The sequence below is a fragment of the Streptomyces lasalocidi genome (genome assembly GCF_005280215.1).
In the GTDB taxonomy this organism is placed as follows: Bacteria; Actinomycetota; Actinomycetes; order Streptomycetales; family Streptomycetaceae; genus Streptomyces; species Streptomyces longwoodensis.
Genome location: NZ_SZNQ01000003.1, coordinates 167349 through 192877, shown reverse-complemented (window position 1 = coordinate 192877; position 25529 = coordinate 167349). Strand labels below are relative to the sequence as shown.

General features: G+C 67.1%; 24 protein-coding genes and 1 pseudogene. 16 read left to right on the top strand and 9 right to left on the bottom strand.

Features of this window, described 5'->3' with window-relative positions; translation table 11 throughout:
- Positions 1–45 precede the first annotated feature (45 nt).
- Complete coding sequence (locus E4U91_RS36415; RefSeq protein ID WP_137311316.1) at positions 46–906, top strand: hypothetical protein; 861 nt, start codon at positions 46–48, stop codon at positions 904–906.
- Positions 907–1349: 443 nt separating this feature from the next.
- On the opposite strand, the gene E4U91_RS40005 is transcribed toward E4U91_RS36415, so the two are convergent.
- The 5 genes and pseudogenes from E4U91_RS40005 to E4U91_RS36390 form a co-directional block, all read right to left on the bottom strand.
- Entirely contained in the window at positions 1350–1862 is a 513-nt protein-coding gene (locus tag E4U91_RS40005; protein WP_137311315.1) for a DUF3995 domain-containing protein, read from the bottom strand.
- Between the two features lie 117 nt (positions 1863–1979).
- Positions 1980–2815: pseudogene (locus E4U91_RS36405) on the bottom strand (IS5 family transposase); the annotation flags it as partial.
- 439 nt (positions 2816–3254) lie between these two features.
- Entirely contained in the window at positions 3255–3971 is a 717-nt protein-coding gene (locus E4U91_RS36400) for a class I SAM-dependent methyltransferase (protein WP_137311314.1), read from the bottom strand.
- 496 nt (positions 3972–4467) lie between these two features.
- The gene (locus tag E4U91_RS36395; protein ID WP_137311313.1) at positions 4468–5151 is read right to left on the bottom strand and encodes an ABC transporter ATP-binding protein; all 684 of its coding nucleotides are present in this window, start codon (positions 5149–5151) and stop codon (positions 4468–4470) included.
- Positions 5148–6236, bottom strand: coding sequence for an ABC transporter permease (locus E4U91_RS36390; protein ID WP_137311312.1), 1089 nt, complete (start codon positions 6234–6236; stop codon positions 5148–5150). Before E4U91_RS36390 ends, E4U91_RS36395 begins: the two co-directional genes overlap by 4 nt.
- Before the next feature lie 173 nt (positions 6237–6409).
- On the opposite strand from E4U91_RS36390, the gene E4U91_RS36385 reads away from it, so the two are divergent.
- Together E4U91_RS36385 and E4U91_RS36380 are read left to right on the top strand one after the other, a co-directional pair.
- Complete coding sequence (locus tag E4U91_RS36385; RefSeq protein ID WP_137311311.1) at positions 6410–7630, top strand: sensor histidine kinase; 1221 nt, start codon at positions 6410–6412, stop codon at positions 7628–7630.
- On the top strand, positions 7627–8265 hold the full coding sequence (locus E4U91_RS36380) for a response regulator (protein ID WP_137311310.1): 639 nt from the start codon (positions 7627–7629) through the stop codon (positions 8263–8265). Before E4U91_RS36385 ends, E4U91_RS36380 begins: the two co-directional genes overlap by 4 nt.
- Positions 8266–8340: 75 nt before the next feature.
- Here E4U91_RS36380 and E4U91_RS36375 read toward each other — a convergent pair whose 3' ends face one another.
- The gene (locus E4U91_RS36375; RefSeq protein WP_137311530.1) at positions 8341–8907 is read right to left on the bottom strand and encodes a helix-turn-helix domain-containing protein; all 567 of its coding nucleotides are present in this window, start codon (positions 8905–8907) and stop codon (positions 8341–8343) included.
- Between the two features lie 54 nt (positions 8908–8961).
- Complete coding sequence (locus tag E4U91_RS36370; RefSeq protein ID WP_137311309.1) at positions 8962–10551, bottom strand: aldehyde dehydrogenase (NADP(+)); 1590 nt, start codon at positions 10549–10551, stop codon at positions 8962–8964.
- Positions 10552–10678: 127 nt separating this feature from the next.
- Here E4U91_RS36370 and E4U91_RS36365 point away from each other — a divergent pair, with 127 nt between their 5' ends.
- From E4U91_RS36365 to E4U91_RS36310, 12 genes are all read left to right on the top strand, one after another.
- Complete coding sequence (locus E4U91_RS36365; RefSeq protein WP_137311308.1) at positions 10679–11845, top strand: NAD(P)/FAD-dependent oxidoreductase; 1167 nt, start codon at positions 10679–10681, stop codon at positions 11843–11845.
- Positions 11842–12096, top strand: coding sequence for a (2Fe-2S)-binding protein (locus E4U91_RS36360; protein WP_137311307.1), 255 nt, complete (start codon positions 11842–11844; stop codon positions 12094–12096). Before E4U91_RS36365 ends, E4U91_RS36360 begins: the two co-directional genes overlap by 4 nt.
- Positions 12089–13534, top strand: coding sequence for an FAD/NAD(P)-dependent oxidoreductase (locus tag E4U91_RS36355; protein ID WP_137311306.1), 1446 nt, complete (start codon positions 12089–12091; stop codon positions 13532–13534). Before E4U91_RS36360 ends, E4U91_RS36355 begins: the two co-directional genes overlap by 8 nt.
- Before the next feature lie 19 nt (positions 13535–13553).
- A complete protein-coding gene (locus tag E4U91_RS36350; protein ID WP_137311305.1) occupies positions 13554–14450 on the top strand; it encodes a dihydrodipicolinate synthase family protein in 897 nt (298 codons plus the stop codon).
- A gap of 2 nt (positions 14451–14452) precedes the next feature.
- Positions 14453–15454 carry a proline racemase family protein gene (locus E4U91_RS36345; protein WP_137311304.1) on the top strand — a complete coding sequence of 334 codons (1002 nt, stop codon included), beginning with the start codon at positions 14453–14455 and terminating at the stop codon, positions 15452–15454.
- A gap of 395 nt (positions 15455–15849) precedes the next feature.
- Positions 15850–16998 (top strand): branched-chain amino acid ABC transporter substrate-binding protein, encoded by a 1149-nt coding sequence (locus E4U91_RS36340; RefSeq protein ID WP_137311303.1) that lies wholly within the window; start codon positions 15850–15852, stop codon positions 16996–16998.
- Positions 16999–17065: 67 nt separating this feature from the next.
- On the top strand, positions 17066–17965 hold the full coding sequence (locus E4U91_RS36335; RefSeq protein ID WP_137311302.1) for a branched-chain amino acid ABC transporter permease: 900 nt from the start codon (positions 17066–17068) through the stop codon (positions 17963–17965).
- A complete protein-coding gene (locus tag E4U91_RS36330) occupies positions 17965–19065 on the top strand; it encodes a branched-chain amino acid ABC transporter permease (protein WP_067238022.1) in 1101 nt (366 codons plus the stop codon). The genes E4U91_RS36335 and E4U91_RS36330 overlap by 1 nt, the downstream gene beginning before the upstream one ends.
- Positions 19062–19898, top strand: coding sequence for an ABC transporter ATP-binding protein (locus E4U91_RS36325; protein WP_067237775.1), 837 nt, complete (start codon positions 19062–19064; stop codon positions 19896–19898). The genes E4U91_RS36330 and E4U91_RS36325 overlap by 4 nt, the downstream gene beginning before the upstream one ends.
- Positions 19898–20611: an ABC transporter ATP-binding protein gene (locus E4U91_RS36320; RefSeq protein WP_137311301.1), complete on the top strand. Its 714-nt coding sequence runs from the start codon at positions 19898–19900 to the stop codon at positions 20609–20611. The genes E4U91_RS36325 and E4U91_RS36320 overlap by 1 nt, the downstream gene beginning before the upstream one ends.
- A 3-nt stretch (positions 20612–20614) precedes the next feature.
- On the top strand, positions 20615–21658 hold the full coding sequence (locus E4U91_RS36315; RefSeq protein WP_137311300.1) for a proline racemase family protein: 1044 nt from the start codon (positions 20615–20617) through the stop codon (positions 21656–21658).
- Positions 21655–22644: an ornithine cyclodeaminase family protein gene (locus E4U91_RS36310; protein WP_137311299.1), complete on the top strand. Its 990-nt coding sequence runs from the start codon at positions 21655–21657 to the stop codon at positions 22642–22644. Before E4U91_RS36315 ends, E4U91_RS36310 begins: the two co-directional genes overlap by 4 nt.
- A 91-nt stretch (positions 22645–22735) precedes the next feature.
- Here E4U91_RS36310 and E4U91_RS36305 read toward each other — a convergent pair whose 3' ends face one another.
- Positions 22736–23965: a DUF418 domain-containing protein gene (locus tag E4U91_RS36305; RefSeq protein WP_137311298.1), complete on the bottom strand. Its 1230-nt coding sequence runs from the start codon at positions 23963–23965 to the stop codon at positions 22736–22738.
- Positions 23962–25020, bottom strand: a complete 1059-nt coding sequence (locus tag E4U91_RS36300; protein WP_137311297.1) for an alpha/beta hydrolase family protein — start codon at positions 25018–25020, stop codon at positions 23962–23964. The genes E4U91_RS36305 and E4U91_RS36300 overlap by 4 nt, the downstream gene beginning before the upstream one ends.
- A gap of 243 nt (positions 25021–25263) precedes the next feature.
- Between E4U91_RS36300 and E4U91_RS39410 the strand changes: the two genes are divergently transcribed.
- Positions 25264–25521, top strand: a complete 258-nt coding sequence (locus tag E4U91_RS39410) for a GNAT family N-acetyltransferase (protein WP_338326719.1) — start codon at positions 25264–25266, stop codon at positions 25519–25521.
- The last annotated feature ends 8 nt before the right edge of the window (positions 25522–25529 follow it).

Below are 25529 nucleotides of genomic sequence, written 5' to 3'. Positions count from 1 at the left end.
AGTAACATCCGGCAACAACAAATTTGGTACAAGGAGTGTGCTGCCGTGGCCGACGCGCCCGAAACGACGCCCATCCAGAACGCATACGCACAGCGATTCGCTAACGACCTTGTGAACAACCACAAGGAGCAGGAGGAGGTCACCGGCCAGATCGCCGCCCTCCAAGCACGCCTTGAGCAACTCTGCGCGGACGCAGCGTGGTTGACCCAGGCACAGGACAGTCTGCCCACCGTACTCGCTCTGAGCGCTGCGGTCGCCGAACCCGACCCTGGGGCGACCGAGGCGCCGTCGGCGACCCCGGCCGAACAGCGCGAGGCCTCCGCTCTGGCCGAGGCCGCCACCCGTACGCCCCATACCGTTCCGCAGCCGCGGCACGACCAGTCGGAGAAGGCGGCACAGGCCAAGCAGCCCACCAAGAAGACGGCAGCCAAAAAGAAGACCACCACCAAGAAGACGGCAGATGAGCCGGTTCCGGCTCGGCAGGCGCTAGCCAAGAAGGCGGCAGCAAAGAAGACCGCTGCAAAGAAGTCGGCCCCGGAGGACACCAGCGCCGAGACGCCGGCGAAGCAGACAACTATCGGCGAGAAGTCGGGGCCGCCGCTGTGGGAGCTCGTCCAGGGCATCCTCCTGAAGACCCCCGGACAACCGTGCATGGCTCGTGAGGTTACCGACCAGCTCTTGCAGGCCCATCCCACTCGGGCGACGTCCATCCAGATGGTGCGCAACAGCCTGGAGACTCTCGTCAAGAAGAACCTCGCCGAGAAGTCACGCCAGCAGGGCAGCGCGATGTACACCGCGTACGTCGACGCGGGTACGCCGCCCGCTCCCGCTCGGGACGAGCCTGCGGGCAGTGAAGGCAAGCAGGCCCCCGAGGTAGAAGCCGAGAACACCGCGGTGAAGGTCTGACAGGAGCCGCGTTCCGCCCGGGACCACGGCGGCCCTGGAGGGCTGAGCATCGCAGGTGCCCGGCTGGGGCGCCTATGAGGAGCAGGAAAGGCGCCAGCGAACGCCGAACTGCTGGTCCTGCCCAGGGCTCCCGGCGAGGGGCCCACCACACTCACTGCCCCACAGGATGGGCTCCGCGGAAAAGGGGGTGCAGTGCGGGTCTCAATACGGCAGCGCCCGCCCGGGCTTGGATGGACAGGAGGCTCGGGCGGCGTTCGGGACGTATGTCGCCGTGGCGCTTCGGGTGCGCCTCGAGCCTGGTGAATGGCCGGGCAAGGCCCTCGCCTGGCCAGCCAGTGAGTTCTACCCGGGCCCCGGTGAACACGGCGCGCCCCTGGAACGCTCCGACGATCTACCCGGCGTAGTCGTAGCGGACGCTGGAGTTGTGGACCCCGCCGCCTTCATCACGGGCGCCGCGTTGTTGGAGCTGGCGCTGAAGTCCCTTGGCAAAGCCGCCACCTCATGGCGTGCTCGGTGGAGCGCATCTGGTTGTTGCGTCGTATGGCAGCAATTGCCGTAGAAGCCGAGAGCGCGAGACACAGTGGTGAGTAGGCGAGCCGGTCAAGGCGTCGGAAGCGGGTTGAAGTCGATCCCGGGGACAGCAGATCGGTGTGCCCCGACAGTCCGGCTATGCCGCGCAGAGCGAGCACACCCGCCACCCCGGCGGTGCCCAACTGAGACAGAGCCGGACGATGCTTCGGCCGTCCCGCGACGAGTAGGGCCGCGCTGCCCAGTGCGCACGCCACCGCATAGCACGCCTTCGGACCGGGCGCCTTCGGACGTCCGACCACTGCGTCCGAGAAGCTCTCTCGGTCAGGCAACGGCCAGGACGAACCCAGTCCCCACGCGACATGGAGACCGGCAAGAGTCGTCAGCGCTGTGATGGACAAGTGGCTCGCAGTGCGCTCGATATTCATGTCTTGACGCTATCGCTCACGTCGGTGCGCTACTACACCCGCTGACATCGGGGATTCCAGGGTGGGCAGCACGTCAGAGGTTGTTTTCTCCTGTTGTTTCATCCTGAAATGCGGTGTCGGGTCGCGCCAGGAGATGGTGTTCTTGCTGGTGAGGCGGCGGGTCACGAAGTCTGTCATCGCAATGTGTGGATCATGGTTTCGGAACGGGCGGGCCGGGTTTCGTAGTCGCGGACCAGGCGGCGGTGGAGCATGATTCAGCCGCAGATCCGCTCGACCCCCCACCGCTTCGGGATGTGAAGTCCCTCGTACCGGGCTTGCGGCGAGTGATTTCCATGTCGATGCCGAGGCTGGCGGCGTGCCCAACGAGGTGTTGGCGGTAGCCGTCGTCGATCCATATCTTGCGGACGTGCGGATGTTCCGTGGCGACCCAGTCCAGGAGCTGGGTGCCGACGATGGAGTCCTCCATGCTCGCCGCGGTGACCAGCACGGCAAGGAGAAGACCCGTCGTGTCGGTGACGATGCTCCGCTTCCGCCCGGCCATCTTCTTCCCGTCGGCGATGCTCTGGCCGGAGGCGAGCACGCTGGTGGAGGTTTCCACGCACTGCGCGTCGATCAGGCAGGCCGACGGTTCGGCATCTCGGTCTTCGCCTCTGCCGTAAGAGTTGCCTCAGCAGGCCGTTGAGCTGCGTGTTTACTCCTTCCTGCTGCCACCTGGCGAAGTAGCCGTAGACCGCGTTTCAGTGGGGGAAGTCGTGCGGAAGGTAGCGCCAGTGAACCTCGGTGCGGTCCACGTACAAGATCGCGTCCATGATATCGCGCAGGTCGTGTTACGGCGGCCGGCCGAAGTCCAGGGCTCGGCCGCGGCGCTCGAAAGGCTAAGCGGCCAAGACCGGCTCAATCAACTCCCAGCAGGCATTGGACAGATCACTCGAACACGGGCGTCGCTTCGACATGCTTCCGGCGTACTGCTCGGGATCGAGTGCGCCCAGTCGCGCCGAATCGGCGCTCGAGGTGCACAACAATGAGGACCGGGCATCCTAGGATGCAACGGGATTGCGGCCCTTTCCGCCCCGTCAGCAAGATCCCCTGAACCGCAGGTATCGACGGCCTCCAAGACCTCGCCAGCACCACCATCCATCACCCAAAGAATCGCCTAATAACCAGGCGAGAAAGATGAAGACGACCTCTAATCGGTCTTGTATGAAACACCGGGCGCAGCAAAGGAAGATGCCTGGGATGGAGTGCCGGCCAGGCAGGTGATCGTGATCTCTTCATTGCGGGTGACAACGACGATCAACGGACAGCGCACCGACGCATAAGTCAGCGCGGTGCCACCGCTCTGACTGCTGCGCGATAGCCCTCTTTGGGTGGGCCTCGCGAGCCCCAGCGCGATCAGCAGAATGGTCGAAAGGTCTTGAAGTCCGGGGTCGGTCGAGGATCGGGCAGCCGGTAGGCGCCCATTCGCGGCCGGCTGCCGGCCGGGTCGGTGGTTCCGTAGGCCAGGGCACCCGGCATCGAACGCCACCCCAGGTTGGCCTCGAAGTACGCTACGGCAGCGCCGACCGATGGCCACCCGACGTCGTCGAGCAGGACGACGCCGCCCGGCCGGACGATCTCGCCCAGGAAATGGAGGTCGACGAACACGTTGTGGAAGTGGTGGCTGCCGTCGACGAACGCCGCGTCCGTCGCGAAACCCGCGTCGGCCAACCGGGCGAGGTACCGCTGCGACGGTTCGGTGACCAGCTGGACGATGCCCTCCAGGCCGGCACTGCACAGCAGTTCCCATCCCACACCGTCGTACGCCGTGTGCTGGAACGGGTCGATCACCACGTGCCGCGGGCAGCGGGAGCCGGTGTGCAGCAGCGCCTCGCTGATCGCCAGCGCAGAACCGGCATAGGCGAGACCGATCTCGACGACCGTCTCGGCCCGCTCGTCTACCAAGATGTCACGTACCTGATCGCAGTCGCGCTGCGGCAAGGTGACCGTGGCGAAGTCTGGGGCATTTTGGGGACGCCGCGGCGGTCCGTGCTGGGTGAGCTCGCGGCGGACAGCGGCTACGCGCTCCAGCCTCTCGCTCGCGGCTCCGCCCGATTGCCCGCGCGAACTCATCAAGCACACTCCTGCCGGCGGAGGGCACGGAACGTCGCCCACTGGTATGCCCATAGGGCTCCCGGACGAAGTCGAGGAGACAGACAATCCATACTCCTCCTCGGAACGTTAGAACTGACGTCGACACGTCACCACACCGTCTGCGTCCGCCGTCCTCATAGTAAATTGTGACCGTGAGAGTGGGGAATCTCGAGAGACTCAGGCGGCCGAGCTCGATGAATTGCGTGACCGCTGACACTCGGGCATCGGTCAGGCCGTCCACAGCACGGCCTGCATGTGCCGCCCAGATGGAGCCGCACAGCGGTTTGGTCCAGTGCCTGGCCCACTCCACCACGGCGACGGAGACGTAACCCGCGGCCTTCCACGACGCAGGCCCCCACCGCCTGGGGACCAGGCGCTGGGGATCATCGGTCCGTGCTGGCACCCCGGCTCTCAGAACCTGCGGAATGCTCGTCGCATGCGGTCGCTCAGCCCATTAGCTCGTGCAAGCCAACCCTCACCGGGTCTTGGCCGGGAGGCCTAGGCATCCGTCGTGGACTTCGGCGATCTGGTCGACGGCGGTGAGGTGGGTGCGGTCGTGGGTGACCAGGATCGTGGCGGTGGCCTTTTCGTGGGTTAGGCGGGTGATGAGGTCGAGGACGACGGCGCCGCGTTCGTGGTCGAGAGCGCTGGTGGGTTCGTCGACCAAGAGGACGGTGGGGTCGTTCATCAGCGCGCGGGCGATGTTGACGCGCTGGCGCTGGCCGCCGGAGAGCTGATGGGGACGGCGGCCGGCCTGGGCAGCGAGGCCGACGGCGCGGAGAAGTTCCATCGCACGGTCGCGTACCCTGCGGGGTTTGCGGCCGTCGAGCTGTGCCATGACCTGGAGTTGTTCGGCGGCGGTGAGAGAAGGCAGCAGGTTGGGCTGCTGGAAGACGATGCCGATCTTGTGGCGGCGCAGTTCCGCCAGCTCGCCGCGGGTCAGGCCGGTGGTGCTCTGGCCGTCGATGGCGACGGTGCCGGTGTCGGGGGTGATCAGGGTGGCTGCAACCGCGAGGAGGCTGGACTTGCCGGAGCCGGAGGGGCCCACCACGGCGGTCAGGCTGCCCTGGGGGACCTCCAGGCTGACCTGGTCGAGCGCAGTCAGACGGGTGTCGCCATCGGGGTAGGTGAGGGTGATGTCAGTCAGGGTCAGGCTCATCGGGCGCTCCCCAGAGCGGCCAGCGGGTCGACGGAGGTGATGCGTCGGATGGACAGGCCGGCGCCGAGCGCGCCGAGGAGGACGATCACGACTGCTGGCATCAGGACAGTGGCGGGAGTGAGGAGGAACGGCACGGCGGAGCCGGCTAGAAGTGCACCCAGGGCTGCGGCGATGCCGGTGCCGATCATCGTGCCGCCGGCGAGCAGGACGACTGCCTGGCCGAGTGCGTCTTTGAGCAGGCTGGCCGTGGAGGCACCCAGGGCCTTGAGTACGGCAACGTCGCCGCTGCGCTGGATGGTCCAGACGGTGAAGAAGGCGCCGATGACGAGGGCGGAGATCGCGAACAGGAAGCCGCGCATCAGCTGCAAGGAGCCGTTCTCGGAGGTATAGGAGCCGATCGCGGACAGGGAGTCGTCGGTGGAGATGGTCCTGGTGCCGGCTTGGTGGTCGGTGGCGGCCGTATCGGCGCTGGAGGTGGTGTTCAGGGCGATGACGGTCGCGGTCGGGCCGTCGTCAGTGCCGGTGGGCGGCGCGGTCTTCTGCCAGGTGTCCAGGCTGATCCAGATCACAGGTGTGTGGCTGTAGTGGGCATCTCCGGCGACGGCGGCCACCTTCAGGTGTCGGCCTGCCAGGGTGAGGGAGTCGCCGGCCTTGACGCCGAGGTCGTCGGCGGCCGCGGTGGACAGGATCACCGCGCTGTTGGTGATCTTGTTCCTGGCCGGGGCGAGGCGGGAGCCTGGTTCGACGCCGAAGGCCGAGACTCCGGTGCTCTTGTCTCCCGCGGTGGCCTTGGTTGTGGTGATCCCCAGCGGCTCGGCGCTTTCGACACCGGGCGCCTTCGACCACTTCTTCCACTGCCGTTGAGTGACAGTGGAGTTGGAGTACGACGGGTCCTGTCCGCCGCTGGGAGCCTGGAAGGCGATCCTGTCGGCGGGCAGGGACGTGATTGCGGAGATGTTCTGCTGCCCCAGTCCGGCCGTCAGCCCGGACAGCAGGCCGACCAACAGGGTGATCAGCACGATGACGGTCCCGATCAGGGCGAAGCGTCCTTTGGCGAACTTCAGGTCTTTCCAGGCGACGAACACTGCCCTGGCCTGTCCTTTCCGGCGGTGGAAGCGGGTATGGCTCCACCCTCGTCGCCGGCCCCTGGGTACGCGTCTAGCGCAAGACGTCACTTGGCGGGCCTAAAGGCGGCACACCGGTTCTAACTTTCGATGGAGGCCCTACCGGCATCTGCTTTCGTAACCTGGGACGCACTGTGAACTCTGCCGTCCCTGCCCTGACGCCGACTACCCGGGCCCTGGCTTGGTGCCTGCACCTGCTGATCGTCGGACTGCTCGCCTTGGCCGCCGGCCGCGCTGTGACCGGCGAGCGGCCCCACACCGGGTGGATCATTACTGCCTCGGTGTTGTGTGGCCTGGTGTACGCGGCCGGCCCCGTGCTGCCTGGCGTACGCGGCTCGCGGCGGACCGCCGCACTGTGGCTGACTACCGTGGGAGCCTGCTGGCTGATGCTGCTGGCTTTGACCCCCGACGCAGTGTGGATGGCCTTCCCGTTGTACTTCCTCCAGCTGCACCTTCTGTCCCGCCGCACCGGACTGGTGGCCGTGTTCACCACCGCTGCCGCCGCCATCGTCGGCTTCGCCGCCCACCAATCCTCCTTTGGCCCCGCCATGGCCATCGGCCCAGCCCTCGGCGCCGCCGTCGCCGTCGCTGTGGTGTGGGGATATCAGGCCCTGTACCGGGAGAGCGAACACCGCCGACGGCTCATCGAGGAACTCACCGCCACCCGCGCCGATCTGGCCGCCGCCCAGCACACCGCCGGCGTGCTCGCCGAACGCGACCGCCTGGCCCGCGAAATCCATGACACCCTCGCCCAGGGCCTCTCCAGCATCCAGCTGCTGCTGCGCGCCGCCGAACGCGCCCTGCCCCGCGCCCCCGAAATCGCGACCCGCTACATCGATCAGGCACGCCAGGCCGCCGTCGACAACCTCGCCGAGGCCCGCCGCTTCGTCGCCGCCCTCACCCCGCCCGCCCTAGAAGGCACCACCCTGGCGGGCGCCCTGGAACGTCTGTGCACCACCATTTCCGCACGGCACCGGCTCATCGCCCGCTTCCACCTCACCGGCGCTCCCGCTCAGTTCACCACCGCGCACGAGGTCGCGCTGCTGCGCATCGCCCAGTCCGCCTTGGCTAACACCGTCCAGCATGCCGAAGCCACCGTCGCCGACGTCACCCTTAGCTCCGGCGGCGGCCACGTCGTCCTCGCCATCCTTGACAACGGCTGCGGCTTCGATCCCGTCCGCCTGCCCTCCCCCGACCCCGAGACCGGCGGCTTCGAGCTGGCCGCCATGCGCGCTCGCGCCCAGGCCCTCGGCGGTACCCTCTCCATCGAATCCGCCCCCGGCCATGGCACCGCCCTGACCGTCCAGCTGCCCCTCACCCCGCCAGCCGACACCGAGCTCGAGGCCCGCTTGTGACCGTCGACGCACCCATCCGCCTGCTCCTGGCCGATGACCATCCTGTCGTGCGGGCCGGACTGCGCGCTGTGCTGGAAACCGAACCCGGCCTGGTCGTCATGGCCGAAGCCGCCACCGCCGAGGACGCGGTCACCCGCGCCGCTGGGGGTGACATCGACGTCGTCCTGATGGACCTGCAGTTCGGCAAAGGCATGGGCGGCGCCGAGGCCACTGCCCAGATCACCGCCCGCCCGGGCGCCCCCCGCGTGCTGATCGTCACCACCTATGACTCCGACGCCGATACCCTGCCTGCCATCGAAGCCGGCGCCACCGGCTATCTCCTCAAGGACGCCCCGCCCGAGGCCCTGGCCGCCGCCGTACGTACTGCAGCAGCCGGCCGCACCGCACTCGCACCCACCGTCGCCGACCGGCTGATGGACCGGCTACGCACCCCAAACACCGCCCTGACCCGGCGCGAGACCGAAGTTCTCACCCTGGTCGCCGACGGGCTATCCAACCAGGCCATCGGCGTACGCCTCCACCTGACCGAAGGCACCATCAAGTCCCACCTGACCCGCATTTACGCCAAACTCGACGTCGATTCCCGCACCGCCGCCGTCGCCGCAGCCACTGCTCTCGGCATCATCCGACGTTAAGCCGGGCGCACACCACACCCTCATCCTGACGCGAGTGGCACTATCGAAAGGCCGTCCAACTGACGGAGGGTGGCGTCACTCATGAACGGAGATGGCAATCACCAGACTCGTCGGGATGTCGCCATCATTGCTGTAGGTATGGGGTGCGTTGGCTGCAAGGAAGGCGCTGGCCCCAGCGGGGACTTGAAATAGGGTGCCGTCGACGGTAAGGGTCAGATCGCCAGAGATAACGTGGATGAGGCTGGTCGCGCCCGCGGGTTGCAGGCCTGAGGGGCTGCTGTCGCCGGGCATCAGCCACCAGCTCCACATCTCCAGGAGTCCGGGAGCCTGGACGCCTGCGAGGAGGCGACTGTAGCTACCTACTGTGCTCTGCCATAGCTGTACGGCCTGCTCGGAGGGGACGATACGGACCAAGGGCCTCTGCGTAGTGTTGAGCAGGACAGTGAGGCCGACGCCGAGGGCTTCGCTGAGCTTGACGACTGTACCGATGCTGGGATTAGTACGAGCCTGTTCAACTTGAATGATCATGCCGCGGCTTACACGCGCCCGGGCTGCGAGCGCGTCGATGGTGAGGTTGCGTTGGGTGCGCCAATGCTTGACGTTGCGAGCCAGGCATTGGGTCAACTCATTACTACCTGACATGTCCGCCACGCCTAGTCCCTCTGCGCTTGGGTCGACGTCACAGTCACGCTCCGCCTAGCTCAGCTGGGTTCGGGGGACGAGTTGGCCGTCGAAGTACCGGGCAACTCCGAGTGGGTTACTCGTGCGCAGTTCTTGAGGGAGAAGCGCATCGGGGAAGCCTTGATAGCAGACCGGTCGGAGCCATCGTTCCACTGCCATGGTCCCGACGCTTGTCGTGCTGGGCGTGGATGTCGCGGGCCACGGACCGCCGTGCACCATGGCATGGCTTACCTCGACCCCGGTCGGCCAGCCGCCCCACAGGATCCTTCCTGCTCGTTCCTCCAGAGCGGGCAGCAGCTGTTCGGCTGTCGCCAGGTCGATCTCACTTCCATGCAGCGTCGCTGTCAGCTGTCCTTCCATGTGCTCCATCAACGCTGTGAGCTCTTGGACGTCTCGCCAGCGCACGATGAGTCCGGCGGCGCCGAAGACTTCGGTTGTAAGGTCTTCTTGGGCCGTGTAGGTAGCAGCGTCGCAGGTCAGAACGACAGGAGCGGGCGCGTAGGGGCCTGGGCCGGGTACTCCTCGAGCTGCAACGTGGACTCCGTCGATAGTCATCCACCGCTGCACCCCAGCAGCGAAGGCGTGAGCGATCCCGGGGGTAAGCATGACCTGTCCTTCGGTGCGAGTCAGCGTGTTCGCCACCGCGTCACAGAAGGCGTCTCCCTTCTCGCCTGTCGGCAGTAGGAGGAGGCCGGGATTAGTACAGAACTGCCCGGATCCGTTAGTGAGAGACGCCAGGTATGTGTCAGCGACCGACTGCGGATCGCCCAGTGCACCCTCGAGCACGATGACAGGGTTGACAGATGACATCTCAGCGTAGACGGGGATGGGCACGGGCCGGGCGTTGGCGGCTTCTACCAGTGCGAGTCCACCGGCTCGGGAGCCGGTGAAACCGACGGCCGCGATCCGCGGGTCGCGCACGAGTGCTTGTCCGACGGCTGTGCTGCGCCCGATCAGCAGTGAGAAGACTGCGGCCGGCATTCCGGTGCTCTCGGCGGCACGTGTGATGGCACGCGCGACAAGTTCGCTGGTCCCTGGATGGGCTGGGTGTGCCTTGACGACCACTGGGCAGCCTGCCGCAAGGGCTGAAGCGGTGTCGCCGCCGGCGACGGAGAACGCCAGCGGGAAGTTGCTCGCCCCGAAGACCGCCACTGGGCCGATGGGCACCTTACGCAGACGAAGGTCAGCTCGAGGAAAAGGCATGCGGTCAGGCAGCGCGGGATCAACGCGGACACCGAGTGAGTCTCCGCTCCGGACGAGGTCGGCAAACATGCGCAGCTGTCCGCAGGATCGCCCTCGTTCGCCGACGAGGCGTTGCGGCGGCAGTCCCGACTCGAGCGCTGCACGGTCGATGAGGTCGTCGCCGAGCGCTTCGATCTCCTTGGCGCAGGTGTCGAGGAAGGCGGCTCGCCGGTGTGGCGGGAAGGCGCGGTATTCACGGGCTACCGACGCGGACAACCTCGTCGCCTGCGCGACCTGCTCTGGCGAGGCATCGTGCATTTGTGGGCCGATGAGTTCGCCTGTCGCGGCCGCGACAGCGCGCCATGCCTGTCCCTCGCCCTGGAGGTCACGGCCGGCCACGATTGAGCTCCCGGTCAGGTTCACGGTAGTGGATCCCTTCGTTCGTCATGCTGGAGGGCCAGCGAAGTTACGTTGAGCTGGTCATTGTCTTCGGGTGATGCAGATGTATACCCTAAGCAATGGCATGTGACATTGCACAGAGGAGGAGTCGGTGACTTGTAAGGTCGTCATCGTCGGCGCCGGCATCGTCGGTGCCGCGTGCGCCTTCCACGCTACTGCGGCCGGCATGGACGTCACCGTCATCGACCGCGGTCCTGTCGGTGCTGGAACGACGAGCCGCGGTGAGGGGAACGTCCTCGTCTCTGACAAGGAACCGGGCCCCGAGCTCTCCCTGGCCCGACTGAGCCGCACGCTTTGGGAAGAGGCTGCCAAGGAGGTCGGGCCGGAGACCATCGAGTTGGAGCCGAAGGGCGGCCTTGTTGTCGCCAGTACTGAAGAAGGCCTATCGGCGCTCAATGCGTTCGCTGCACGGCAGGCTGCGTGCGGCGTCCGCGTCGAGCCGGTCGAGCACGTCCGTGATCTGGAGCCCCACCTCGCAGCTGGGCTTCCCGGAGGTGTGCATTACCCGCAGGATGCACAGGTGCAGCCCGTCCTCGCGGCAGCCGCGCTCCTGGACGCCGCCGTGGCCCGGGGTGCGCGCCTGCTGACAGGCGAGGTCACTGCCGCGGCGGCCGACCGCGGCGGTCGGGTCACGGGCGTCCTCACCGCGTCTGGCGATGTCCTTCAGGCTGATGCCGTCATCAACGCGGCCGGGACCTGGGGAGGAGAGGTCGGCCGTCGGCTTGGCGCACCCATCGAGGTCCTGCCGCGGCGGGGCTTCGTCCTGGTGACCGAGCCGCTGCCGCCGATGGTGCGCCACAAGGTCTACTCGGCCGACTACGTCGCCAACGTCGCCTCCTCGGATGAGGGCTTGGAAACCTCCTGTGTGGTCGAGGGCACCCGCGGCGGAACGATCCTGATCGGCGCCAGCCGCGAACGCGTCGGCTTCGACATGACGCCGAACCCTGCCGTGCTCACCACGCTCGCCGCGCAGGCGTGCCGGCTCTTCCCGTTCTTGAAGACGGTCCACCTGATCCGTGCCTATCGCGGGTTCCGGCCGTACTGCCCGGACCATCTGCCGGTCATCGGCCCCGATCCGCGCCTGCCGCAGGTTGTTCACGCGTGCGGGCACGAAGGGGCGGGCATCGGACTCGCCCCCGCGACGGGCGCACTTGTCACAGCCCACCTGCTCGGACGCCCCTGGCACGGTGCCGACCCGGCGGCGTACACCGGTCTTCTACCCGACCGCTTCTTCACCCAAGGAGGTGCGTCGAAGTGAGCCACATCGTCGTCGACGGCGAGCCTTTGCCCTTCACCGAAGGACAGACCATTGCCGCAGCCCTCGTTGCCGCAGGCCGGGTCGCTTGGCGCACTACCCGCATCAATCAGCGCCCGCGTGGCGTCTTCTGCGGAATCGGCGTCTGCTTCGACTGCCTGGTGACCATTGACGGCATCGGGGGGCAGCGTGCCTGCCTGGTCTCAGCGCGTCCGGACATGACCGTCACGACCGAGGAGGGTGACGATGAGTGAGCTACTTGACCTCGTCGTTGTCGGCGCCGGGCCGGCCGGCATGGCCGCTGCGGCCGCGGCCGCAGCTGGTGGACTGCGCGTCGTGCTGGTGGACTCCGGAACCGCTGTCGGCGGCCAGTTCTGGCGGCATCCGCCAGAGCACGCGCGCTCGGCAATTCCCACCAAGGATCTGCACCACGGTCTGCGCCAGTACCGCACCCTGTGTGACGCCCTGGCGGCGGGCCAGGTGGCAGGACGGCTGGAACTGCGTCTGGCGCACCATGTGTGGTCCGTGGTCCGGGACGGCGACGGCTTCGCAATCCACATGGTCGACCGGCGTGACGCACCCCGGGAAACCGCCACCATTTTGCGTGCGCCCAGAATCTGCGTAGCGACGGGGGCCTATGACCGGCAGCTGCCCTTCCCCGGCTGGGACCTGCCGGGTGTGCTCACCATCGGAGGCCTCCAGGCACTCCTCAAAGGTGGCGGGGTCACGGCCGGCAGCCGCGTGGCGCTGGGGGGCACCGGGCCGTTCCTGCTGCCGGTGGCGGCTGGCCTCGCGGCACGCGGAGTCCAAGTGGTCACGGTGTGCGAGGCAGCCCGTCCAACGAATTGGCTGCGCCATCCTGGCCCTCTGCTGCGTAACCCCGGCAAATGGCTGGAGGCCGCCGGATACGCTGCTGCACTCGCCCGCCACCGGATCCCGATCCGGCCGCGTACGGCGATCATCAGCGCCGAAGGCGGCGCCCGGGTCACATCGGTCCGGATTGCGTCGCTGACATCCGACGGCCGACCGCGTCCGGCAACGGAACGGCGAATCGACGTCGATGCCGTCGGTGTCGGCTGGGGATTCGTACCACAGCTTGACCTGCTCATCCCCTTGGGCTGCGCGCTGACCACCTCGGCAGACGGCAACTCGGTCATCGCCGTCGACGGTGGCCAGCGCACCTCCGTCACAGGTGTCTATGTTGCAGGCGAGGCATGCGGCGTGGGCGGGGCGGCACTCGCGGTAAGCGAAGGACGCCTTGCCGCCGAATCCATCCTTGCCGACACAGGCGCTCCCCCGGTGCTGGGCAGACAGCGCCTGGCTGCGGTCCGTGCCGCAGTGGCCAGACAGCGCGCCTTCGGCCGGGCGCTAGGCCTCGCTCATCCGATTCCTCCAGCATGGTCTTCGTGGCTGACCGACGACACCGTCGTCTGCCGCTGCGAGGAGGTAACGGCAGCTACGGTCCGGTCTGCCCGCTCCGACGGCGGTGCCCAGGACCACCGGCAGGTCAAACAGCTGACCCGGGCCGGCATGGGCTGGTGCCAGGGACGGATGTGCGGGCCAGCCGTGCACTGCCTCACCTCACACGAGCGGGCATACACGCCCGCGGAACGGATCGTGGCGACCCCCGTCACTCTCGGGGCCCTCGCCCGGCTCGACGAACAACCGTCGACATCGCACGAACGACAGTGAAAACCGACAAGGAGCATTGATGAACGAGACCCGCAAGCCCTGGCACGGCGTCATCGTCGCGACCAGCCTGCCCTTCAACGACGACCTCACGGTCGACTTCGCCGCCTACGGCGACAACGTCGCCTGGCTCGCCGAGCAGGGACTGCACGGCGTCGCGCCGAACGGATCGCTGGGTGAGTACCAGACGCTGACGTACGAAGAGCGCGACCGCGTCGTAGAGACGGCCATAGCGAACGCTCCCGAAGGATTCACCGTCATGCCCGGCGTCGGCGCCTACGGCGGGACCGAGGCCAAGCGGCACGCCCAGTTCGCCAAGGACGCGGGCTGCCAGGCCGTCATGTGCCTGCCGCCCAACGCCTACCGCGCCGACGACCGCGCCGTCCTCGAGCACTTCGAGCTGGTCGCCTCGGTCGGCCTGCCCGTCACCGCCTACAACAACCCCATCGACACCAAGGTCGACCTGCGCCCGGAGCTGCTGGCCAAGCTGCACGCCGAAGGTTTCATCGTCGGCGTCAAGGAATTCTCCGGTGACGTGCGGCGCTGTTACGAGATCTCCGAACTCGCGCCCGGCCTCGATCTCATGATCGGAACCGACGACACCCTCCTGGAGGTGGGCCTCGCCGGCGCCAAGGGCTGGGTCGCCGGTTACCCGCAGGTGTTCCCCAAGGCCTGCCTCGCGCTGTACAACGCGTCGGTCGCCGGCGACCTGGCGACGGCGCTGCCTCTCTACCGCCAGCTGCACCCGGTTCTGCGCTGGGACAGCAAGACAGAGTTCGTCCAGGCCATCAAGCTCGGCCAGGAGATGATCGGCCGCCGCGGCGGGATCTGCCGTCCGCCGCGGCAGCCTCTCAGCCTGGAGACGGAGGCCACCGTGCGTGCCGTCACCCAGGTCCTCATCGACGCCGGGGTGAGCTGACCATGCGCTCGACCGTCTGTTATCACGCCGTCGACTCGCACACGGAGGGCATGCCGACCCGAGTCATCACGGGCGGCGTGGGCGTCTTGCCGGGGGCGACGATGTTCGAGAGACGGCAGCGATTCGTCGCGGAACGCGACGGCCTGCGCACCTTGCTCATGTGTGAGCCGCGCGGGCACGCATCGATGTCGGGAGCGATTCTGCAGCCTTCAACCCGGCCGGACGCCGACTTCGGGGTGCTCTTCGTCGAGGTGTCCGGCTGCCTGCCGATGTGCGGGCACGGGACCATCGGCGTTGCAACAGTCCTCGTCGAGACCGGAATGGTCGAGGCCGTCGAGCCGGAAACCATCGTGCAGCTCGACACGCCGGCTGGGCTGGTCCGGGCCCGGGTACGAGTCCGCGACGGCCATGCCGAATCGGTGACTCTGGAGAATGTGGCCTCCTACTGCCACGCACTCGACCAGGTCGTCGATGTCCCCGGGTACGGCGCGGTGCGCTACGACATCGCCTACGGCGGCAACTTCTATGCCTTCGTCCGCACCGAAGACCTCGGCATCCCCTTCGACCGCGCGCAAAAGCAGCAACTGCTCGATGCGGGACTGTCCATCATGGACGCCATCAACAAGCAGAACCCCGTGGCCCACCCGGAGAATCCGGCCATCGACGTGTGCCATCACGTCTACCTCGAAGCCCCCGGATCGACGGCGGAACATTCCCGGCATGCCATGGCCATCCACCCAGGCTGGTTCGATCGGTCACCCTGCGGTACGGGTACCAGCGCCCGGATGGCGCAGCTGCACGCGCGCGGGCAGTTGCCCGTGGGGCAGGACTTCGTCAACGAGTCCTTCATCGGCTCGCGGTTTATTGGACGCATTCTTGGAGAAACGACGGTCGGAGATCGGCCGGGCATTCTGCCCTCCGTGACCGGCCGCGCCTGGGTCACGGGCACTGCGCAGTACATGCTCGATCCGTCGGATCCGTACCCGGCCGGTTTCACCCTCTGAGCAGAACCATGCGCGTGGCGTGATCCACGTGCCCTGGCTGAAAATTACACATTCATCACGAGGGCGCTCACACCTCGCGCCTCGCGAAACGGCCCGCTATCGTCAGTGCAATGTCACACATTAAAGATGGGTGGCATTGCACGAGCCGGACAGAAGGTCGCACAGGGCCTCACAACGGCCCATGAGCCAACTGTCGACCAGTTCGCGCTCAACGCGCAGCAAACAGCAGGGCGAGCCGCCTGCACACCCATGGCAGCGCCATCGCCGCCCTCGCGGCACAACAGCAATCACTTGTGACATGTCACACCTCGCAATCGGAGGAGACGTCGTCACGACCGGGGAGCACTCTCGGCTCCCCGGTGGTCCCCAAGAGACCACGCGAGACGGAGCAAGGCATGACCATCAATCGTCGCGGAACCATGGCGGCTGCTGCCGTAGCACTCGGCCTCACCCTCACCGCTTGCGGTGATCTCACTCAGGACGGCTCCGCCGGCAGCGACTCCGGAACCATCAAGCTCGGCATGCTCGCCCCTCTGACCGGCAGCTCGGCCGCCATCGGACCCTACATGAAGCACGGAGCCCAGCTCGCAGTCGACGAAATCAACGCCGCAGGCGGAGTCGACGGCCGCAAGCTTTCGCTCACGGTCGAGGATGAGGCCTGCGATCCCAAGACCGCCGCTGCCGGTGCCGCCAAACTCGTCAGTGCCAGCATCGACATCTCGGTCGGCGGCTACTGCTCCTCGGCTACCCTGCCGACGCTTAGCATCTTCGGCAAGACGAACATCCCGATGCTCATTCCGGCCGCCAACTCCGCCGACCTCGTGGCGCAGAAGCGAAACAACGTCTTCCTGATCAACGGCACCGGCATACAGCAAGCCGAGGCCGCAGCCCAGTTCATCAAGGAGAGCGGCAGCAAGAGCGTCGCCCTGATCGACGACAACACCTCCTACTCGGCCGACATCACCAAGCGCACCGACAAGAACCTGCGGGCGGACGGCGTCCGAGTCGCCGAACACCAGGCGGTCACCGCCGGCGAGTCGGACTACTCCGGAGCCGTCAACGCCGTGCTGAAAGCGAAGGCGGACTTCGTCTACTGGACCGGGTACTACCAGGAGGGCGGTCTGCTCATCAAGCAGCTCAAGGCGGCCGGCTACCGGGGCCGGATCATGGTCGCGGACGGATCCGTCGACGCGAAACTGATCCAGATCGCAGGCAAGCACAACGCCCAGGGCGTGTTCGCAACGATGACCCAGACGCCGCAGACCATACCCGGCGGCCAGGCATGGGTAGCGAAGTACAAGAAGAAGTTCGGCTCCGAGCCCGGGCCCTACTCGACACAGGCCTATGACGCGGTGCGCGTCGCCGCCGAGGCGGTCAAGAAGGCCGGCACCACCGACGGCCAGGCCCTCACCGCCGCCCTCGAGAAGACCGACGGCTTCAAGATCTTCTCCGGGCCTTTGAAGTTCACCCCCGAGCACACGCTGAGCGCGGGCGGCTTCGACATCCTCGTCGTCAAGGACAACGGCTTCGTCCCGAACAAGTGACGCCAGGTGGCCGGCCTCGGTCGGTCACCTGCGTGTTGCCGCTTCCCCTAAGCCCCAGGGAACCCTCATGCACCACTTCATCCAACTCGTGGTCAGCGGCCTGTTCGTCGGCTCGTTCTATGCCCTGGTCGCACTCGGCTACTCGATGGTCTACGGGATCATCAAACTACTTAACTTCGCCCACGGTGACATCTACATGCTCGGCGCTTTCGCAGGCTTCACCGTGCTGAGCGTCGGCGCCGGCGCACTGGGCGGCGGGCTGATCGCTCTCATAGCCATCATGATCGCCGCGATGGCCGCCACTGGCACCTTCGGGGTGATCCTGGAACGGGTGGCCTACCGCCCACTGCGCAGCGCACCGAGGCTGTCCGTCCTCATCACCGCTGTGGGCGCGAGCTTCGCCCTCGAATACGGCATCGCAGTCACCTTCGGTCCGAATCCGCAGGTCTACCAGATCGGTGTCACCGGAGGCACGCTGAACATCGCCGGCGCGCGGATCACCTATGCGCAGCTGGCGATGATGGCCATCGCCGTCCTTCTCATGATCGCTTTGGACACCCTGGTCAGGAAGACCCGGTCGGGACGTGCGATGCGGGCCATCGCGCAGGATCCAAAGGCCTGCCTGCTCATGGGAGTCAACGTCGACCGGGTCATCGCGCGGACCTTCTTCATCGGCTCGGCACTCGCTGGCGCTGCCGGAGTCATGGCCGGAGCGTACTACGGGAAGATCGACTTCCTGATGGGGTTTGTCATCGGACTCAAGGCCTTCACTGCCGCGGTCATCGGCGGAATCGGCAACCTGCGAGGAGCCGTTCTGGGAGCGGTCGTGCTCGGCCTGCTGGAGTCGTTCGCAGTTGCCTACCTCGGCAGCGAATGGCGCGATGTCTTTGCGTTCGGTTTCCTCATCCTCTTCCTCACCGTGCGCCCCACCGGGCTGCTCGGCGAACGCGTCACGGAGCGTGTGTGATGAACGACGAGTCGACTCCGCGCACCATGGAGGCACCCTCGGCATATGTCAGGGCCGTGGAAGAGCGAGCACCCGCGAACGTCGCGCCCGCCGGCTCCAAAGTCGGAACCTTCACAGACCGTCGCGCGGCCCTCGCCGAAACTGCATCCGGACTCCTTGCGAGCAGATGGCTCGCCCTCGGTCTAGCGGCAGTCACGCTTGCTCTGCCGTACCTCAACTCCAGTACCTACGTCATCCAGATCGCGATTGACGCGCTGATCTTCATCATGCTCGCGGTCGGGCTGAACATCGTGGTCGGCTACTGCGGACTCCTCGACCTGGGCTACGCCGCCTTCTTCGCGATCGGGGCATACGTCTCAGGGCTGCTGTCGACGAGGTACGGGTGGCCGCTGCTCGCAACCATCCCTGTGGTCGTGGCCGCCGCAGTCATCGGCGGGCTCGTCATCGGCGGGCCGACGCTGCGGCTGCGCAGCGACTACCTGGCCATCGTCACCCTGGGCTTCGGGGAGATCATCCGCATCACAGCGAACAACCTCGACTTCACCGGCGGGCCGAACGGCCTGTACGGCATTCCGGACTTCGGCGCTTTCGGACTGCGTGCCGATGTCGCGCTCTACTGGATCACCGCGGTCATTGTCATCGTGGCCGTGCTCTTCTCCAGCCGGCTGGGGCGCGGACGGATCGGCCGGGCGTGGAGGTTCGTCCGTGAGGACGAGGACGCCGCCGAGGCCATGGGCATCCACACCTACAAGGTGAAGTTCGCCGCCTACATCGCAGGGGCGATCTTCGGCGGAATCGCCGGCGTGCTGTTCGCGGCACACCAGACAGCGATCTCCCCTCCGAGCTTCAACTTCCTGTGGTCCGCGCTCATCCTGATGGCCGTCGTCCTCGGCGGCATGGGCTCGGTGCCGGGCGTGGTCGTCGGGGCGCTGGTGATCTCGCTACTGCCCGAACTGCTGCGCGGGGCGGAGAACTGGCGCTATCTCGTCTTCGGCCTGCTGCTGATCGTCGTCATGATCTTCCGCCCCCAGGGACTGCTGCCGAGCCGTACAGGTGAACCCAGGCGGCGCGGACGCCAATCGCAGGGAGGTAGGCCGTGAGCAAGGTGCTCCTCGACGTGAGGAACATGTCTGTCTCGTTCGGAGGGGTACGCGCCGTCGACGGCCTGACGTTCTCCGTCCAGGAAGGCGAGGTGCTCTCCGTCATCGGCCCCAACGGCGCCGGCAAGACCAGCGCTTTCAACTGCATCACCGGCTTCTACCAGCCGGCTTCCGGCTCGGTCACGTTCAATGGCAGCGACATCACCGGGAAACGGCCGGCTGTGATCGCTGCCAGCGGTATCGCGCGCACGTTCCAAAACCTGCGGCTCTTCGGCGACCTGACCGTCCTGGACAACGTGCGTGCCGGCATGCACGTCCGCATCAAACAGAACTCCCTCGATGCGATGCTGCACACACCGCGCTACTGGCGCAGTGAGGACGCGGCGACCGACGAGGCACACCGCTGGCTGGACTTCGTCGGCATGCACTACGACCGGACCGCGCAGATCCGCAACCTCCCGTACGGCGAACAACGGCGTGTGGAAATCGCCAGGGCGCTGGCCCGCGAGCCGCGGATGCTCCTGCTCGACGAGCCAGCGGCCGGACTCAACCACACAGAGAAGACCCAACTGCTCGACCTGATGCGGCGCATCGCCGCTCTCGGAACCGCAGTGGTCCTGATCGAGCACGACATGGGCCTGGTCATGGAGGTCTCAGAACGGATCGTCGTCCTGAGCTACGGCAAGGAGATCGCCGACGGCCCACCTGCGGCCATCCGGTCCAACCCGGCGGTCATCGAGGCATACCTCGGCGCCGAAGACCAGGAAGCGCACGCCGAGGCCGAACGCATCGCGGCCGAAGCAGGCACGGACGGCATTGCGGAGGCGCGGTAATGGAACCGATCCTTGACATCAAGGGCCTGGAAGTCGCCTACGGCAAGGTGGAAGCCCTCAGGGGCCTGGACCTCTGCGTCGGCGAGAAAGAGATCGTCGCTCTGCTCGGCAACAACGGGGCCGGCAAGTCCACGACGGTCTCGACGATTTCCGGCGTGGTGCGATCCAGGTCCGGGACCATCACCGCGTTCGGCAGGGACATCACCGCGGCCGCGCCCTGGTCGATCGTCGAGCGCGGAATCGTGCACGTGCCCGAGGGCCGGCGCATCTTCTCTCGGCTGACAGTGCACGAGAATCTCCAAGTCGGCGGCTACACCGTGCGTGAGACGGCCACGGTCGACAAGCGGATCAAGCAGGTCTACGAACTGTTCCCCCGCATGGCCGAGCGCCGCCACCAGCAGGGAGGCACTCTTTCCGGCGGTGAGCAGCAGATGCTCGCCATCGGCCGGGCGATGGTCGCCGGACCCCGGCTGATCATGCTGGACGAGCCCTCGATGGGCCTGGCGCCACTGGTCGTCGCCCAGGTCATGGACGCCATCCGCTCCATCAACGAAGCGGGCACGTCCGTGCTGCTGATCGAGCAGAATGCACGGGCCGCGTTGAAGGTCGCGCACCGCGGCTACGTCATCGACTCCGGCCGCGTGACGCTGACCGGACCGGCTGGTGACTTGCGTACCGACCCGCAGGTCGTCGAGGCGTACCTGGGGGCGTGAGACATGCAGAGAACAGAACCGATCGACACGATCGACTGGCACACCGGGGGCGAGCCTTTCCGCATCGTGCCCAGCAGCCCGGCCGCGGTGACCGGCGACGGGCTTACCGTCGCCCAGCGCCGCGTCATAGCGATGAACAGCGACGAAGTGCAGTGGATGCGGGCCCTGCTGTGCAGCGAACCGCGCGGTCACGCGGACATGTACGGCGGATTCCTGGTTCCGCCGGATGACGCCGGTGCCCATCTAGGGGTCTTGTTCTGGCACAAGGACGGCTTTTCCACCGCGTGCGGACACGGAACGATGGCTCTCGGAGCGTGGGCCGTCGCCTCGGGTCGGGTACCGGCCCCCGCCGACGGGGTCACCGACGTCGTCGTCGACGTGCCCTCGGGGCGCGTTACTGCGAGTGTCCGCACCAGCGAAGGACTGGTCGAGGAGGTGACTTTCACCAACGTCGCCAGCCACGTCCACGCAACCGACATCCCAGTCGAGACCTCGCGTGGACCCGTCACCGTCGACATTGCTTTCGGCGGCGCCATGTATGCCGTCCTGCCGGCAGCGGCGATCGGCCTGAAGGTGAGGCCGCAGGATGTCAGCCAGCTCATCGCGGTGGGCCGTGAGATCCGTGACGCTCTCAACACCGCCGGCGTCGCCGAGCATCCCAGCGACCCACAGCTGTCAGGGGTGTACGGAACCATCTTCGCAGAGGAAGTCGGACCTCCACGAGTTCACGCGGATGGCAGCCGTCAACTGCATCAACGCAACCTCACCGTATTCGCGGACGGAGAAGTGGACCGCTCTCCGTGCGGGTCTGGCACCTCGGCCAGGGTCGCGCTCCTGGCCGCGACCGGGGACCTGCGCCCGGGAGACGAGCTGCACCACGAATCTGTGGTGGGTTCCGTCTTCCGTGCGCGCATAAAAGAGCGAGCCACATCGCACGGGCAGCCAGCCGTGATCGCATCTATGACGGGAACAGCTCACATGGTGGCAGAATGCCGATTCACCGTCGATCCACGAGATGACCTCGTTCCCGGGTTCGTACTGCGATGACTGTCAACCTCGATGCCGCAGACGTCTTCGCGCTGGGCCCTGTCGCCGCTGTCGCCGCTATCCGCGACGCACTGGCTGGAGGCCTCGAGCCCGACAGCGACGTACCGCGAGCTGTCCTACCGCTTGCCTATGGACAGGGACTGCTCATGCCGTCGGAGGCAGGCGGGTGGTTCGGGGTGAAGATTGCCACGGTATCCCCGGGCAACACCGCCCGCGGCCTGCAACGGATCAACGCCACCTACCTCCTGCACGACAGTGCAACACTGACCTGCGCAGCGATCCTGGACGGCATCGCCCTGACAGCTCTGCGCACGCCGGCGGTCTCGGTCGCAGCCGGCCTGGACAGGTTGCGGGCCCTGGCAGCCGGTTCGTCCGCCGGGCTTCGGCTCGTTGTCTTCGGCGCAGGACCGCAGGGCGAGGGGCACGCACGCATGATCCGAGCCCACGTACCCGTTGCTGACGTCACCGTCGTGGCGCGCAGCGCCGGTACGCCTCCCGTATGGGCCGACCGCCGCCTGGTGACCGGCGATGCGGAGGTTGCGAGCCGTGTCCGCAGCGCGGACGTCGTCGTCACGGCTACTTCAGCACGTGAACCGGTCGTTGATGGCAGCCTCGTGCAGGACTCGGCGCTCGTCCTGGCCGTCGGTTCCCACGAGCCATCGGTGCGTGAACTGGACGGCGCTCTCATGGGACGTGCGACGGTCGTCGTCGAGAGCCGCCAAGTCGCACTACGTGAGGCCGGCGACGTTGTCCTAGCGGTACGGGAGGGCTGGCTGCAGCCTGAGTCGCTGGTGTCGATGACCGACCTGCTCCGCTTGGGCTGCTCCCCCGCTGCCAACCGCCCTATGGTTGTGAAGACGAGCGGGATGGCATGGGAGGACCTGGTGATCGCCGTCGCGGCTTACAGCCAGGGCGGCCGAAGGGTGTCCCGCGGCGTGTCTTGTGATCTGTCGTCGTGCTCCGTTACTCCCCCCGCTTTCGCATGACGATTCAGTCACAGCCTTGGCGAAGGCTGGGTACCCGGCAGTGCGGCCTTCCGGTACGCAGGTCAGGCACGGGCCGGTCACAGACGCACCGTCATGATGCTCCTTTCAGGCGCGGGCGCCGGGCCAGGGTGACCGTGCGCAGCGCCCATTCCGCGGGTCCGTAGGAGTGGTGGGCAAGCCACCAGCGGCTGAAGGCCAGTTGCAGGGCGAACAGGGCCAGGGCGGTCAGGGTGGCGAAGGCCGGGGAGAGCCGCCCCACCAGAGCTGCGCCGTATCCAGTGAAGACGAGGGCCAGTACCAGTGACTGGGCGAGGTAGTTGGTCAGGGTCATGCGGCCTGCCGGGGCCAGGAGTGCCGTCATCTGCCGGCCGTGCGGCCCGGCCAGTGTCCGCAGTACCGTGGCCGCGTAGGCGACGGCCAGCAGCGGCGCGGTCACCACGTCCACGGCCAGCGCGAGCAGTTGGTACGCCGTGCCGGAGTAGCCGTGGCTCGCGTGTGCCCAGACCAGGCCTCCGGCGACGCCGATCGTGAAACCGGTCTGCTGCAGGCGGCGCAGGAGCGAGGTGTGACGGGTGGGGTCGGTCAGCATGCCGCACTTGCCGGCCGCCAAACCCAGCAGGAACGCGGCGAAGGCCGCAGGAGCCTGAAAGAGGACAAGCATGACCACCACGTCGGGCATCTGACGCAGGTTGGCCCTGATGACCGATGCGGCGTTGCCTTGGAGCGCCTGAGTGGCTTGGCGGCCCTGTTCGGTCACGGCGGCGGTGTCGATGCCACCGCCCCTGGTGGCGGCCAGTGCCCAGGCCAGCAGTAGGTAGCAGAACGCAGTGAGGGCGAAGAGGGCGATGGCGGCGCGTAATGCGGTGCACGGCCGGATCCGGTGAACGGCGAGCAGGATGAGGCCGAGTACGGCGTAGGTGGTGAGGATGTCGCCGGGGAAGAGCAGGAGGGCGTGGCAGAGCCCGAGAGCGAACAGGCCGGCGCAGCGCCGCAGGAAGCGGGGCAGGAAGGTGGCGCCGTCGCGGTCCGCGGAAGCTAGCTGAAGGGTGAAGCTGTAGCCGAAGAGGAAGGAGAACAGGAGGTAGAACTTGGTCTCGCAGAAGACCTCGGTGGTGAAGCGGACGGCGGTGTCGAGTGCGGAGCCGAAGGCCGGGTCATCCACACCGGTGCCCTGATAGGCCGAGGCCATGAAGGTGACGTTCACGAGAAGGATGCCGCAGAGGGCGAAGCCGCGCAGCGCGTCGATGTCGGAGAGGCGCTGCGGTGCTGCCGCCTTGGCCGGCGGCACCGATGTGGGCTCTGCCGCGGGTCGGATGGTCATCGTTTCGCTCCTTGGGTGCTGACGGAGGCAAGAAACCGTCGTTGATCGTCGAGGAAGCCGTCGGCGAACAGGGCTCTGGGCGTGCATAGTGCAGTCAGGGTGAGGCGGAGTGAGGAGTTCTCCACGTCGTGCTTGACCAGGCCGTGGGTGGCGTCCGGGTAGTGGGCGACGCGTAGCGCCGGCGCTGGCAGGAGCCGGCGGTAGGTGGCCTCGGTGTCGGCGGTGTCGACGTTCACGTCGTGGCCGGCGAGCACCAGCAGGACCGGCATGCGGCGCAGTGCGGGCAGGTCGGCGCTCGCGTCGGCGGTGTGGTTTTCGGAGATGAACCTCCAGCGGGCGGCCGTCATGCCCTGCGGATCGCCGACGGCACGGACGTACTCCCCGTATGAGGCGCCCCGCCTGAGCAGTTCCAGCCCGGTCTCACGGCGGCGCAGGGCGGCGGTGATCTCGGTGTCGGAGGCGCCGTCACGGCGCAGTTCGGCCAAGAGGTTGTAGCGGCCTTGTCGGTGCCAGTTGATGGCGGGTGAGACGGCGATGGTGAAGCGGATGCCGGGGTCCTTGGCGGCGATCTTGGGCAGTACCCAGCCGGCCTGGCTGGCGCCCCACAGGCCGATCCGGCTGCCGTCGACGTCTGGTCGCTGCCGGGCCCAGGCGATGGCGTCGACGGCCTCTTGGGCGCGGTCGTCCATGGACTGGTCGAGCCAGTCGCCGGGCGCGCCTTTCACGCCCGGCTTGCTCCAGGACAGTGAGGCATAGCCGGCGCGGGCGAAGGACTCCCAGATCGGCCGGTAGAAGGTGTCGTGCGTGGCGTCGACAGGTCCGTCGCCGTGCACGAAGACCACGAGCGGGAAGGGCCCCTTTCCATGCTTCGGCAGTGCCAGAACGCCCTCCAGGGTCTGGCCGACCCGAGGTATCGTCACCACCTCTTCGCGCAGGTCGTAGGTGTTTTGCCAGACCACCAGCCCACCCAGGCCCGCTGCCATGACCACCAGTGCGGCCAACGTCGCAAGCACGATCCGGACCTTCCGGCGGCGTAGAGCGCCTTTCAGCGCCATCTTCCCTCCAGGGGATATTTATCAGACTAGAAACGATCGTTTTCGTTTCGACCGTACTATGATCGTACGTAGAGTGCGAGGAAGACTCATCGATTTGGCAGCCACCATCCGCCGCGTCGTACCCCGGCAAACCGAGGAGCAGGTGGCCGCGTTGTACTGGGAGGGGTTCGGCGAAGACGTGTTGTGAGCTTGGCCGGCTACCAGCTCTCAGGGCGCGGTCTGGCTGGCGGCGACATACGCGACATGTTGTCCAGCTACGGGCTTTTGCGTGGGATGTCCCGGCTCGTCATGCTGGCCCTGCTCGATCGCACCTCGGAGCCCGGGGAGCTGGTCATGGACGGCATAGCCGTCGACCCCGCCTACCGGAGCGCCGGCATCGGCGGCCTGCTGCTGGCCGAAAGCGCGACCATCGCGGCCGAACATGGCTGCTGCATGAGTGGCACGGCTTCACCGCCGTACGTAGCGAGCAGACCCGTACCTCAGGGGTCTCATGGGGTTTAGTGCTGTGC